Here is an 11,240-nt window from a genome sequence, read left to right as displayed (position 1 = left end):
TTCTTGCCGTTACTCATTTAGGAGCAAAAGATGTCAGGTTATCAACACAAAAAAGGTGTGATCCGCGATAATGCGATTGAAGCATTACTGCACGATCCTTTGTTTAAAGTCAGGATCGAAGTGAACCACAAGGGGAAGGGCAGCTTTCGGCGTAAAGACAAACACGCTAAAAAGGGTAACTGGGAGGCCAGTGGTAAAGAGAGCTTTACCACTGGCCTTCTGGCTTAAACGTCTTCAAATAATCCTGTAAGCTGCTGTAAAAACTGGACTGACCCCGCCCCGGTAGACGATCCTGCCCTATAGTTTGAGCATAGGAGGAACGTATGGGCACACCACGATTTACACCTGAATTTAAGGAAGAAGCCGTCCGTCAGATAACGGAGCGTGGCTATTCCGTCGCTGAAGTATCCGACCGGCTGGGCGTTTCTGCACACAGTCTCTACAAGTGGTTACGGGCGATTAAACCCGATAACAGCGGGCAGCATGCCCGTGATTTACTGGAAGCAAAAAGTGAGATCCTGAAGCTCAGAGCGCAGCTAAAGCGCACTGAAGAAGAACGGGATATTCTGAAAAAGCCGCGCGGTACTTTGCAAGGGAGCCCGACTGAAGTACCGCTTTATCAATGAACACCGCTCTGTATGGGGTGTCATGACGATGTGTCGGGTACTGTGTGTCGCCCGGGCCGGGTTCTGTGCGTGGCTGCATAGCCCGGTCTCTGCGCGGGATAAAGATAATCAGCACCTGCTGGCTCTTATCCGTGACTCTTATTCACTGAGCGGAGGCGTGTACGGCTATCGCCGGGTTCATGGCGATCTGAATGAAATTGGCGAACCCTGCGGTAAAAACCGGGTGAGCCGTATTATGCAACTGAACCGGATCAAAGCAGTACGCGGCTATAAAGCGCCACGTCGTATCGCTGGCAGACCTTCAGTCGTTGCCCCGAATCGCGTGCAGCGGCAGTTTACCGTCGTGCGGGCCAATCAGGTCTGGGTCACCGATATTACCTATATTCGTACCTGGCAGGGCTGGCTTTATCTGGCGGTGTTTATAGATTTGCTCGCATGTAACGTAGTGGGCTGGTCGATGAAACCGACACTCTCACGTGAGCTGGCGCTGGATTCGCTGATGATGGCCGTCTGGCGGCGAAAACCGGAAGGCGAAGTCATTGTGCATTCGGATCAGGGCAGTCAGTACGGCAGTGACGACTGGCAGCGCTTCTGCCGGGCCAATAACCTGGCCCCGAGTATGAGCCGGCGTGGCAACTGCTGGGATAATGCGGTGGCCGAATCGTTCTTCAGTTCGCTGAAAAAAGAGCGTATCAGAAAACGTATCTATAAAACCCGGGAGCTGGCCCGGGCGGATATCTTCGATTACATTGAAGTGTTCTACAACCTGCCCGGCGCCACAGCCATCCCGGCGGCGTCAGTCCTGAGGCCTTTGAACAGGCCTCGTCGTGAGGACAGGATTTGTCTACTGATGTGGGGTCAGTCCAACTATAGGGCAGGATCGTCTACCGGGGCGGGGTCAGTCCAGTTTATCCCAGAGGTTGTAGAGGATTATGACCTCATGACCTCAGACAGGGCGCCCCTGTATGTGCAAGAGTTACTTTGAAACCTGATAAGTTAGCTTTAAGGCAGGCCTCTTTTCTGAATAAAAAAACCGCCGTCGGCGGTTTTCTTAATAAGAAAGTCGTAATCAGGACTGACCATTCTGCTGTTTCAGCAAATCGCGAATTTCAGTGAGAAGGGTTTCTTCGACACTGGGCTTGGGAGCGGGTTTTTCCACTTCCTTTTTCTTATGCAGTTTGTTCATCAGCTTGATAGCCATAAAAATGGCGAATGCGACGATCACGAAATCAAACACGGTCTGAATAAAAATACCGTATTGCATTACGACCGCTGGGGTGTCACCCACGGCAGGTTTAAGTACCCAGGCGAACGATTTGAAGTCTACTCCCCCGATCAAAAGGCCCAACGGCGGCATAATGATGTTTGCCACCAGTGAAGAAACAATCTTACCGAATGCCGCACCAATAATGACACCAACTGCCAGGTCGACCACATTGCCGCGCATGGCGAAATCACGAAACTCTTTGAATAAACTCATTGTTCTCTCCAATCCTTTACCAGTTGTTAAGTCTAACAAACGATCCCGTTTTTACCAGGATGAAGCGGAAAAATTTAAGCGGTCACCCCGATGGAGGTGACAGTGAGAAGACAGGTCGGACTGTTACAGGAAAAAGGGGCTCGGCTGAAATAGCCTCTCGACATCTCCTACAAACTTTTTGTCCGTAAGAAACATGATGACGTGATCCCCCTGTTCAATGCGCAGGTTGTTATTGGCGATCATAATGTCATCACCACGCACAACCGCGCCAATCAGGGTACCGGGAGGCAGTTTAATATCATTGATTTCCCGCCCAACAACCCGGGAGGTTGTCTCATCGCCGTGAGCAATTGCCTCAATGGCTTCTGCTACGCCGCGGCGTAGCGATGATACGCCGACAATATCAGCCTTACGGACATGCCCTAACAATGCCGATATTGTTGCCTGCTGCGGGGAAATTGCGATATCAATGACGCTTCCCTGAACAAGATCGACATAGGCCTTACGCTGGATCAGCACCATTACTTTTTTGGCGCCCATTTTTTTAGCCAGCATCGCTGACATAATGTTGGCTTCATCGTCATTAGTGATCGCGATAAAAAGATCGATCTGATCGATATGTTCTTCAGCAAGCAGTTCCTGATCGGACGCATCCCCGTAAAACACAATGGTATTCTGTAAGAGTTCAGCCAGCTCGGCCGCGCGTTGCTGATCGCGTTCAATCAGTTTTACGCTGTAATTTTTCTCAAGACGCAGGGCTAAACCGGAACCGATATTACCACCGCCTACGATCATAATGCGTTTATATGGCTTTTCCAGCCGCTGATACTCGCTCATTACCGCTCTGATATGCTGGCTGGCCGCAATAAAGAATACTTCGTCCCCGGCTTCAACGATGGTTGAACCCTGAGGGCGAATGGGTCTGTCCTGACGGAAAATCGCCGCCACACGCGTATCGATATGCGGCATATGATCGCGCATTACAGAAAGCGCATTCCCTACCAGGGGACCACCATAATACGCTTTGACTACCGCAAGGCTGACTTTGCCCTCAGCAAAATTTACCACCTGCAGTGCACCGGGATACTCGATCAGGCGGTAAATATTATCAATAACCAGTTGTTCGGGAGAGATCAGATGATCAATTGGCACCGCTTCAGGAATGAACAGCTTATCTGCATCACGGATATAATCCGGAGCACGGATGCGGGCGATGCGGTTTGGTGTATTAAACAGAGAATAAGCCACCTGGCAGGCGACCATATTCGTTTCGTCAGAATTGGTTACTGCCACCAGCATATCAGCATCTTCCGCGCCAGCCTCACGCAGTACGCGCGGATGAGAACCATGGCCCTGAACCACCCGCAGGTCGTATTTATCCTGTAGCTGGCGAAGGCGGATCGCGTTAGTGTCTACGACCGTGATATCGTTATTTTCGCCTACCAGGTTTTCAGCGAGGGTACCACCCACCTGACCAGCGCCAAGAATGATTATTTTCATTATGCTTCAGTCTGATTGTTGGGGCCATTAAGGGGCCACGGGGAATTCCGCATGGCCTGTCGATTATTTCTTTATTAACTTTGCATAGTAGAAGCCATCGCCGCCCGTTGGATCGGGAAAAACTTGCCGACCTGCTAAGGCGCCACCACCGATCTCAATATGCCCGGCATCACTATGTCGCGTCATAAATGCGGCGATCTGCATGTGGTTCTCTTCCGGCAGTACTGAACAGGTGGCATAAAGTAGAGTGCCGCCCGTTTTGAGATGTGGCCAGATGGCATCCAGAATATTCGCCTGCAATGCAACGAGTTCTGCGATGTCACGGTCACGACGCAACCATTTGATGTCAGGATGACGTCGTATTACGCCCGTGGCAGAGCAGGGCGCATCAAGCAGAATGCGGTCAAACTGACTTTTTCCGCACCATTCTTCCGGTGTTCTGCCATCGCCGACCCTGACGACGGCTGACAAATTAAGACGCTGTAAATTTTCACTGATACGGGAAAGCCGCTGAGCATCTACATCCACAGCCAGTACCGTTGCCTGCGGTGCCGCTTCCAGAATATGGGTCGTTTTTCCGCCAGGAGCAGCACAAAGATCCAGAACTGATTCACCATCCTGTGGGTCCAGAAGCGCTACACAGCCCTGGGCGGAGGCATCCTGAACCGTCACCCAGCCCTCTGCGAACCCCGGTAGCTGGCTTACCCCGCAGGGGGCCTCAAGCCTGAGCGCGTCAGGATGCTCAGGATGCGGGACAGCGTTATTACCCGTATCCTGCAGAAGAGAGAGCCAGGTATCACGGGTATGATGCTGCCGGTTTACCCGCAGCCACATAGGCGGACGCTGGTTATTAGCGTCAACGATCTGCCGCCACCGTTCGGGCCATGCCTGCTGTAGTCTCGTCAGCAGCCATTTAGGATGGAGGTGATTACGATCTTCGCTATTCATTGCCTCCATCAGGGCTTCCTGCTGGCGCAGGAACTGACGCAGCACGCCGTTGATAACCCCCTTAAACTGTTGACGTTTCAGGGCGATGGCACCTTCCACCGTTTCGGCCAGCGCGGCGTGGGCAGGTATACGAGTAAATATCAGCTGATAAAGCCCAACCATGATCAAAAAATGTACGGCACGTTGTTTGCCTGTTAAAGGCCGCTCCATTAGCTGGCTAATCAGCCACTCAAGCTGAGGAAGCGTGCGCAAAACGCCGTAACAAAGCTCCTGAAGCAGAGCGCCATCTTTTTCCGCAAGGGACTTTTGGGCTGCGGGCAGCACATTGCTCAGGGACTGTCCCTGCTCGACCACTTTCTCAATGGTCTGGGCAGCAACGCTGCGCAAATTAATCATTTTTTTCATAAGGGATCGCAAATCAAGATCAGCCCGACATAAAGCCGGGCGATGTATCAGACAAGCACATTGCCCGGAATAAACCAGTCACGGCGGGAATTGAGGAGATCCTGAACCGGCATGGCTTTTTTACCCGCTGGCTGGAGTTCTTCGATATTCAGTACGCCGTCTGCTGTTGCAACCTGAATACCCTGTTTATCAGCCAGGACTATTTCACCAGCCTGTTTATCCACGTGCGGCAGAACCGAGGCTTTCCAAACCTTTACAGGTAGATCATCAATGACAAAGTAACTGACCGGCCATGGGTTAAAGGCGCGAATGCAGCGTTCAAGCTGTGACGCAGATAGCGACCAGTCCAGCCTGGCTTCTTCTTTACTCAGTTTTTCTGCGTAGCTGACCAACGCTTCGTCCTGAACCTCAGCAACAGCCGTTCCGTTGGCGAGCTGCGCGAGCGTATCCAACATGCCCTGAGGGCCCAGACCGGCAAGCTTATTGTACAGCGAAGCGCTGGTATCCTCAGGCTCGATCGGACAGGAGAGTTTGTGCAGCATATCGCCGGTATCCAGTCCGACGTCCATTTGCATAATCGTCACGCCTGTTTCACTGTCGCCTGCCCACAATGAGCGCTGTATAGGTGCCGCACCGCGCCACTTAGGAAGGAGTGAGCCATGAACGTTTATACAGCCCAGGCGGGGCATCGCCAGTACGGCTTCAGGTAAAATGAGACCGTAGGCAACCACGACCATAACATCAGCATGAAGCTGGGACACCAAACGCTGGTTCTCTTCGGGACGCAGTGTTTTCGGCTGGAAAACAGGCAGGCCATGCTGCTCTGCAAGCTGTTTAACCGGGCTGGCGTTGAGCTTATTGCCTCGCCCTGCAGGGCGGTCCGGCTGGGTGAAAACACCCACTACGTTGTGGCCGGATGACAGCAGCGCAGCAAGGTGGCGCGCGGCAAAATCAGGTGTTCCGGCAAAAATAATATTCAGGGAGTCAGACACGCTCTTACCTTTTTATGGCACGGGTTAATCACGCGCGCTCTGGCGATAAAGTTTTTCCAGTTTCTGACGGATACGCTGACGCTTCATTGGCGACAGATAATCAATAAACAGTTTGCCGACCAGATGATCCATCTCATGCTGGATACAAATCGCGAGCAGGTCATCGGCCTCAAGCTCAAAGCTAACGCCTTCGCGATTCAAAGCCCGTATTTTTACCTTCCCGGCACGGGGGACAAGCGCGCGCTGTTCAGGAATAGAAAGACAACCCTCTTCAATACCTGTCTCACCGCTCTTTTCAAGCATTTCCGGGTTAATCAACACCAGGCGCTCATCACGATTTTCAGAAACATCGATAACAATAATACGCTGGTGAATATCAACCTGAGTGGCAGCCAGCCCGATACCTTCCTCGGCGTACATCGTTTCGAACATATCATCCACGATACGCTGGACATTAGCATCGACTTCTTTAACGGGTTTCGCGACGGTGCGTAGGCGCTCGTCAGGAAAATGTAATACCTGTAAAACTGACATAACTTTCCAGATCTGTGTTCAAGGGATTAGATGTTTATAACTCTTATTGTAGACATTTCAGGGCATGATTGACAGCATTCCTGCTCGGTAGAGATGGGCTAAGAGGCCTGTGACAAGGAGGGCGCAATGACACCTATGGAGATTTGGTTACGCCTCTCGTGCGTAAAGGGTTTAGCTCGTCAGCACTGTCAGCAGATTGTGGAAATGCTGCTTCTCCAGCCAGCGATAGCAGAGAGGGAACTGGACTTAGTGGGTTTCTCGCCTGCGCAGAAGGAAGCCTTCCTTTATTATGACCGTACCATTGTTTCTGAAGCCCTTAACTGGCTTGATCATCCTCAACGCTATTTTATTTCCTGTGCCAGTCCACTCTACCCCGAGCGGTTAAGGCAGATAGCCGACTTCCCGACGATACTCTTCGTTGAAGGTGACCCGGGGCTACTTTCGACGCCGCAAATTGCGATTGTTGGTAGCCGCAACTGTTCACCTTATGGCCGATGCTGGGGAACCTTTTTCGCTCAGGCGCTGGCATTGAGTGGGCTGACCATTACCAGCGGCCTGGCGCTCGGCATCGACAGTGTGGCTCACCGGGCTACGCTTGCGGTCAAAGGCAAAACGCTTGCCGTCTTAGGCAGCGGGCTGAGGTGTATCTATCCCCGCCGCCATGCTCAACTGGCTAAAGATATCATCGCGGGAGGGGGAGCGCTGGTGTCTGAATTCCCTTTATCCGCTCGTCCCATGTCTTATCATTTCCCGCAGCGCAACAGAATTATCAGCGGGCTCAGCCTTGGGGTGTTAGTTGTCGAAGCGGGTATAAAGAGCGGTTCCCTGGTTACGGCACGACTGGCGCTAGAACAAAATCGGGAAATCTACGCGCTTCCGGGTGCTATTGGTAACCCTGGCAGTGAAGGTACACACTGGCTAATCCAGCAGGGGGCATTATTAACTGCTCACCCCAATAGCATACTGGAGCAACTTAATAGTCAACTGGACTGGTTACCTGGCCTTCAATCAACATATTCTGCCGACGAAGCTAATACGGCATTGCCATTTGCCGATGTGTTGACTAACGTAGGAGATGAGGTTACACCTGTTGACGTCGTCGCTGAACGTGCCGGCCAACCTGTGCCAGCCATCGTAGCTAAGCTGCTTGAGTTGGAGTTAGCAGGGTGGATCGCAGCTGTACCCGGCGGCTATGTCCGATTGAGGAGGGCAAGCCATGTTCGACGTACTAATGTACTTATTTGAAACGTATATCCATAGCGAAGCAGAAATGCGCGTTGATCAGGATAAATTGACAGATGATTTGACCGATGCAGGTTTTCATCGTGAAGACATTTATAATGCGTTGAACTGGTTGGAAAAGCTTGCAGATTATCAGGACGGCTTAGTTGCGCCAATTCTGCTTGCAACCGATCCGCTGTCTATGCGTATCTACACCGAAGAAGAGAGCCAGCGTTTAGATGCCAACTGCCGTGGGTTTATTTTGTTCCTGGAACAAATACAGGTACTTAATCTTGAAACCCGCGAAATGGTTATCGAACGTATAATGGCGCTGGATACACTTGAGTTCGATCTTGAGGATCTCAAGTGGGTTGTATTGATGGTGCTGTTTAACATCCCTGGATGTGAAAACGCCTATCAAAAGGTGGAAGAACTTATTTTCGACGTCAATGAAGGAATTGTGCACTAGGGACTTCCCTGGTGTTTAACATTATGAATAAAACAGCGCTTTTCGCTGTGCGAAAAAATGAACCCTGCCCCCAGTGTGGGGCAGAACTGGTTATCCGCTCCGGGAAACATGGCGCTTTTATTGGATGCGCCGATTACCCCGCGTGTGACTACGTTCGGCCATTAAAAAAGCAGGCTGATGGTCACGTTGTCAAAGTGCTTGAAGGGCAGCGCTGTCCAGAGTGCCATGAAGAGCTGGTATTGCGCCAGGGCCGCTACGGAATGTTTATTGCCTGTAGCCGTTACCCCGAGTGCGAGCATACTGAACTTATTGATAAGCCTGATGAAACCGCAATAAAGTGCCCTCAGTGCCAGCAGGGTAATCTGGTTCAGCGCCGTTCGCGTTACGGGAAAACCTTTCATGCCTGCGATCGTTACCCTGACTGCCAGTTTGCGCTGAATGCCACACCCGTGGAGGGGGAGTGTAATGCGTGTCATTTTCCTCTGTTAATGAAGAAAAAGACGGCGCAGGGGGTAAAACGCTTTTGCGCCAGTAAAGTTTGTGGAAAGCCAGTAACAGCAGGTACAAGTAGTGATGAATAATGTTTTAACTGAATCGGCGATCCTGTGCCTTGAGGGATTACATAAGGGAGCCGTCATCGCCTATCCCACCGAAGCAGTATTTGGTCTGGGGTGCGATCCCGATAGCGAATCTGCGGTGGCGCAGCTTTTACACTTAAAGAAGCGTCCTGTGGAAAAAGGACTTATTCTGATTGCCGCTGATTATCACCAGCTCCAGCCCTATATTGATGATGCGCAGCTTTCTCTGGCTCAAAAAGAGAGAATGTTTGCGAGCTGGCCAGGACCCGTAACCTGGGTTGTCCCCGCTAATCCCCACACGCCGGCCTGGCTGACAGGACGTTTTGAATCTCTTGCTATTCGGGTTAGCGATCATCCCCTTGTTCAGCAGATTTGCCAGGATTTTGGTAAACCCCTGGTATCGACCAGCGCGAATCTTTCGGGCTATCCGCCCTGTCGCACGGCTGCCGAAGTTAGTGAGCAATTTGGTACAAATTTTCCCGTCCTTTTAGGGGAAACCGGAGGGCGATTAAACCCCTCAGAAATTCGCGATGTCTTAACCGGCGAACTCATTCGTCACGGGTAACGTTATATGAAGCAAACTTTTACCGTTTTCGGTAATCCTATCAGCCACAGTAAATCACCGCGAATACACCAGCTCTTTGCCGAACAGACGGGCCGAGACCATGCATATGGATCCACACATACCCCTCTGGATGGTTTTGCTCACAGCGTCAATGATTTCATCGCTCATGGTGGAAAGGGCGCCAACGTAACCCTTCCTTTTAAAGAACAGGCCTGTGAACTGGCTGAGGAACTAACGGAGCGCGCTGCGCTTGCGGGTGCGGTTAATACCCTAAAGGTGCTAGAGGATGGGCGACTGCTGGGGGATAATACGGACGGTATTGGGCTTCTGTCCGATCTGCAAAGGTTGGATCTGATCAAGTCTACGGATCGGATCCTTCTGGTTGGGGCGGGCGGTGCCGCACGTGGCGCAATACTCCCGCTCCTTTCCTGGGGCTGCTCGCTAACGATAACCAATCGCACCGCTTTAAAAGCTCAGGCGCTTGCAGAGGTTTTTGAGCATACAGGAGGGGTGATATGGAGCGACATAGAGACGCTGAATGATAAACCCTTCGATCTGATTATCAATGCGACCTCAAGCGGCATTGCCGGTGATATCCCCACGCTGCCTTCTTCACTCATTTCGGCGCAAACGCGCTGTTATGACATGTTCTACCAAACAGGCGATACACCTTTTATTCGCTGGTGTCGGCAGCATGGCGCAAGTTATGTAGCAGATGGCATGGGAATGCTGGTGGGGCAGGCGGCTCACTCCTTCCTTTTATGGCATGGAGAAATGCCAGATATCGAACCGGTAATCGCCGTGCTCAGAGCGGAACTTCAGGAGTGAATCAGGCTATTCAATTCCCCGACCGTGAAGAGTGGAATGAAGACATAAAGGCCATTTGCTTTCCAGCTTTAGTAAATGGCCTGATGGTGATGTGCGCAATAAGCGGCGAATCATTACTTCGCCGTTTTGATGTTGGTCAGCCTGCGCATGTAAGCTTTAGTCTTCACCGCTGGGATCTTGAGGATGAGGCCGAGCAACTTATTAAAGAAGGATTGGAAGACGATCAGGGCTGGTTCTGGCTTTCCTGAGTAAGATACTCATCTTTCCAACGAACGTAATTACCTGAAGAATAGAGTAGACCAGCAATCTCTGCTTCCGTAAGCGGTCGCACCTGCCTGACCGGGCTGCCTAAGTAGAGGAAACCGCTTTGCAAACGCTTTCCTGGTGGTACCAGTGTTCCCGCACCTATCATCACGTCACTTTCAATGATGACACCATCCAGCAAAATTGACCCCATTCCGACTAAAACCCTGTCACCGATCGTACAGCCGTGCAGCATCGCTTTATGACCAACCGTGACATCTTCCCCGATCGTTAAAGGAAAACCTTCAGGATCGGTTGAAGAGCGATGAGTGACATGCAGTATGCTGCCATCCTGTATGTTACTTCGTTTGCCAATACGAACGCGGTTAACGTCACCGCGGATAGCAACCAGTGGCCAGACACTAACATCATCTTCCAGCCTTACATCTCCAATCACTATGCTTGAATCGTCGACCATTACCCGCTGACCAGTATGGGGAAAGGTATCTTTATAGGGTCTCAGTTTTGCGGACATCTCTTTCTCTCTTTAAAGAAGTTGATCAAAGCGTAACGCCGTGAACGCTTTACAGGCAATGATCGCGGATAAAAATGACGTATTTTTGTGCGGATCGTCTGAGATCTGCACGAAAGGATTGAAAATTCAGCGGGCGATAAGAAAGATCGAAAAAAGGCTTGTGCTCTCAGATGGGATCCCTATAATGCGCCTCCATCGACACGGAACAACGGCTTACAGGCCGCCGGGTTGAGAGGGTCAGGAAGCTGAACCGCCGGAGAAAAACTTCCCAAAAAGAAGTTGACTCTGAAGGAGGAAAGCGTAATATACGCCACCT

At 51.3% G+C, this 11,240-nt stretch carries 13 protein-coding genes and 1 pseudogene; 8 read left to right on the top strand and 6 right to left on the bottom strand.

Going from position 1 to position 11,240, the window contains the following annotated elements:
- Positions 1–30 precede the first annotated feature (30 nt).
- Together ACLRGG_RS20525 and ACLRGG_RS20520 are read left to right on the top strand one after the other, a co-directional pair.
- Positions 31–228, top strand: coding sequence for an alternative ribosome-rescue factor A (locus ACLRGG_RS20525; protein WP_416251487.1), 198 nt, complete (start codon positions 31–33; stop codon positions 226–228).
- 95 nt (positions 229–323) lie between these two features.
- A pseudogene (locus ACLRGG_RS20520) lies at positions 324–1,457 on the top strand (IS3 family transposase).
- A 238-nt stretch (positions 1,458–1,695) separates the two neighbouring features.
- Here the strand turns inward: ACLRGG_RS20520 and mscL are convergent.
- From mscL to def, 5 genes are all read right to left on the bottom strand, one after another.
- Positions 1,696–2,106: a large-conductance mechanosensitive channel protein MscL gene (mscL, locus tag ACLRGG_RS20515; protein WP_416251486.1), complete on the bottom strand. Its 411-nt coding sequence runs from the start codon at positions 2,104–2,106 to the stop codon at positions 1,696–1,698.
- 123 nt (positions 2,107–2,229) lie between these two features.
- Entirely contained in the window at positions 2,230–3,606 is a 1,377-nt protein-coding gene (gene trkA, locus ACLRGG_RS20510) for a Trk system potassium transporter TrkA (protein ID WP_416251485.1), read from the bottom strand.
- Between the two features lie 63 nt (positions 3,607–3,669).
- Positions 3,670–4,959 (bottom strand): 16S rRNA (cytosine(967)-C(5))-methyltransferase RsmB, encoded by a 1,290-nt coding sequence (rsmB, locus tag ACLRGG_RS20505; protein ID WP_416251484.1) that lies wholly within the window; start codon positions 4,957–4,959, stop codon positions 3,670–3,672.
- 47 nt (positions 4,960–5,006) lie between these two features.
- On the bottom strand, positions 5,007–5,951 hold the full coding sequence (fmt, locus tag ACLRGG_RS20500; RefSeq protein ID WP_416251483.1) for a methionyl-tRNA formyltransferase: 945 nt from the start codon (positions 5,949–5,951) through the stop codon (positions 5,007–5,009).
- Between the two features lie 24 nt (positions 5,952–5,975).
- Positions 5,976–6,485: a peptide deformylase gene (def, locus tag ACLRGG_RS20495; protein WP_416251482.1), complete on the bottom strand. Its 510-nt coding sequence runs from the start codon at positions 6,483–6,485 to the stop codon at positions 5,976–5,978.
- Between the two features lie 126 nt (positions 6,486–6,611).
- Between def and dprA the strand changes: the two genes are divergently transcribed.
- From dprA to ACLRGG_RS20465, 6 genes are read left to right on the top strand one after another with little or no spacing between them, the layout of a single operon-like run.
- Positions 6,612–7,730: a DNA-protecting protein DprA gene (dprA, locus tag ACLRGG_RS20490; RefSeq protein ID WP_416251481.1), complete on the top strand. Its 1,119-nt coding sequence runs from the start codon at positions 6,612–6,614 to the stop codon at positions 7,728–7,730.
- Positions 7,702–8,175 (top strand): DUF494 family protein Smg, encoded by a 474-nt coding sequence (gene smg, locus ACLRGG_RS20485; protein ID WP_416251480.1) that lies wholly within the window; start codon positions 7,702–7,704, stop codon positions 8,173–8,175. Before dprA ends, smg begins: the two co-directional genes overlap by 29 nt.
- A gap of 23 nt (positions 8,176–8,198) precedes the next feature.
- Positions 8,199–8,756: a DNA topoisomerase family protein gene (locus ACLRGG_RS20480; protein ID WP_416251479.1), complete on the top strand. Its 558-nt coding sequence runs from the start codon at positions 8,199–8,201 to the stop codon at positions 8,754–8,756.
- Positions 8,749–9,318: an L-threonylcarbamoyladenylate synthase type 1 TsaC gene (gene tsaC, locus ACLRGG_RS20475; RefSeq protein WP_416251493.1), complete on the top strand. Its 570-nt coding sequence runs from the start codon at positions 8,749–8,751 to the stop codon at positions 9,316–9,318. Before ACLRGG_RS20480 ends, tsaC begins: the two co-directional genes overlap by 8 nt.
- Before the next feature lie 6 nt (positions 9,319–9,324).
- Entirely contained in the window at positions 9,325–10,146 is an 822-nt protein-coding gene (gene aroE, locus ACLRGG_RS20470) for a shikimate dehydrogenase (RefSeq protein WP_416251478.1), read from the top strand.
- Entirely contained in the window at positions 10,143–10,394 is a 252-nt protein-coding gene (locus tag ACLRGG_RS20465) for a DUF1488 family protein (RefSeq protein WP_416251477.1), read from the top strand. Before aroE ends, ACLRGG_RS20465 begins: the two co-directional genes overlap by 4 nt.
- Here ACLRGG_RS20465 and ACLRGG_RS20460 read toward each other — a convergent pair.
- Positions 10,370–10,924 (bottom strand): gamma carbonic anhydrase family protein, encoded by a 555-nt coding sequence (locus ACLRGG_RS20460; RefSeq protein ID WP_416251476.1) that lies wholly within the window; start codon positions 10,922–10,924, stop codon positions 10,370–10,372. The genes ACLRGG_RS20465 and ACLRGG_RS20460 overlap by 25 nt on opposite strands.
- Positions 10,925–11,240 lie beyond the last annotated feature (316 nt).

It is taken from the genome of Erwinia sp. PPS120 (genome assembly GCF_047918655.1).
In the GTDB taxonomy this organism is placed as follows: Bacteria; Pseudomonadota; Gammaproteobacteria; order Enterobacterales; family Enterobacteriaceae; genus Erwinia; species Erwinia tasmaniensis_A.
Note: the sequence above shows the minus strand (reverse complement) of the source record. Positions and strands in the feature narration are given on the sequence as shown.

Coding starts and splice junctions, on each gene's coding strand:
- ACLRGG_RS20525 (WP_416251487.1), top strand. CDS start 31: ATGTCAGGTTATCAACACAAAAAAGGTGTGATCCGCGATAATGCGATT.
- mscL (WP_416251486.1), bottom strand. CDS start 2,106: ATGAGTTTATTCAAAGAGTTTCGTGATTTCGCCATGCGCGGCAATGTG.
- trkA (WP_416251485.1), bottom strand. CDS start 3,606: ATGAAAATAATCATTCTTGGCGCTGGTCAGGTGGGTGGTACCCTCGCT.
- rsmB (WP_416251484.1), bottom strand. CDS start 4,959: ATGAAAAAAATGATTAATTTGCGCAGCGTTGCTGCCCAGACCATTGAG.
- def (WP_416251482.1), bottom strand. CDS start 6,485: ATGTCAGTTTTACAGGTATTACATTTTCCTGACGAGCGCCTACGCACC.
- dprA (WP_416251481.1), top strand. CDS start 6,612: ATGACACCTATGGAGATTTGGTTACGCCTCTCGTGCGTAAAGGGTTTA.
- smg (WP_416251480.1), top strand. CDS start 7,702: ATGTTCGACGTACTAATGTACTTATTTGAAACGTATATCCATAGCGAA.
- ACLRGG_RS20480 (WP_416251479.1), top strand. CDS start 8,199: ATGAATAAAACAGCGCTTTTCGCTGTGCGAAAAAATGAACCCTGCCCC.
- tsaC (WP_416251493.1), top strand. CDS start 8,749: ATGAATAATGTTTTAACTGAATCGGCGATCCTGTGCCTTGAGGGATTA.
- aroE (WP_416251478.1), top strand. CDS start 9,325: ATGAAGCAAACTTTTACCGTTTTCGGTAATCCTATCAGCCACAGTAAA.
- ACLRGG_RS20460 (WP_416251476.1), bottom strand. CDS start 10,924: ATGTCCGCAAAACTGAGACCCTATAAAGATACCTTTCCCCATACTGGT.